At 29.8% G+C, this 1,042-nt stretch carries 1 protein-coding gene; it reads right to left on the minus strand.

Features of this window, described 5'->3' with window-relative positions; genetic code table 11:
- Window positions 1-968: cache domain-containing protein (locus L8X24_RS07890; protein WP_263664338.1), on the minus strand; the 968-nt coding region annotated here is incomplete at its 3' end.
- Window positions 969-1,042 lie beyond the last annotated feature (74 nt).

Below are 1,042 nucleotides of genomic sequence, written 5' to 3' on the forward strand. Positions count from 1 at the left end.
TTTTGTATTTTTTTAAGCGGTGAAATATTGTATTTAATAACAAATCCTATTATTACTAGAGCTATAACTAAACTTATTAAACCAATAAATGATTGTTTAATCAGAGCTTCATTTACGGGTTTTGTATATATTTCTTCATCCGCGATTGCGCAAATATTATATCCTAATGAATTTTCTTGACAAATAACTGCTTTATTTTTGTTGTTTTCATCTTTAACTACAAAAAAATTTTTTGATAATTCTCCTGTTTTACCTTCAGGGCTATTAAGATATGTTTTTACTATGTTTTCGGATAATGCAGTTTTTTTAAGCAGTTGCTCTTCAAGTTCATGAAATAATATTACTCCATCATCATCTATAACAACAACAAATCCACTTGCTGATTTTCCCATAGAAAGTACATTTTTTGAAAATGTAGTTAAATCATAATTTCCGCCAACAGCTCCTATAAAACTACCATTAACAACTATAGGGTATGAAAAAGCTAAAGAAGGAGCTTTTAAACTCGGAGCCATATAAGGTTTTGAAATCACAACTTTGTCATTTCCAGAAGCAACACTTGTATACCAAGTTCTAGTTCTTGGATCATAACCATCAGAAGGCGTTTGATGGTTTCCATTAGATCTTATCATTGCACCATTATGCGCAAGTCCTACGTATAACACATCAAAACGGCTTGCTTCTTTGGTTACTCTAACCATATCATAAATTTCTTTAGTGCTTGCACTTGGATTTTTTTTCATTTCAAGCGCAATGGCTTTTACAGCATCACTTCTTGATTCACTGTAGTCTTCAAAATTTTTTGCAACATCCTGTATAGTTTTAATTTGTAAATTATTGATAAGCTCTCTAGTGTCACGTTTTATTTCTAAATAGTTAAATACATTTGCAATTAATAATATTCCTACTATTGCTAGTCCCACAAAAAAAGTTAGTTTATTTGTTAAAGTTTGAGTAATTTTTTTCATAAAACTCCTTGATAATAAATGTCTTGTCTGGCTAATAAAAATTTCTTGTTTGTTTAACCGATAAACTCTCGCTT

The organism is Campylobacter sp. CNRCH_2015_0814, from assembly GCF_025772765.1.
Taxonomy (GTDB): domain Bacteria; phylum Campylobacterota; class Campylobacteria; order Campylobacterales; family Campylobacteraceae; genus Campylobacter_D.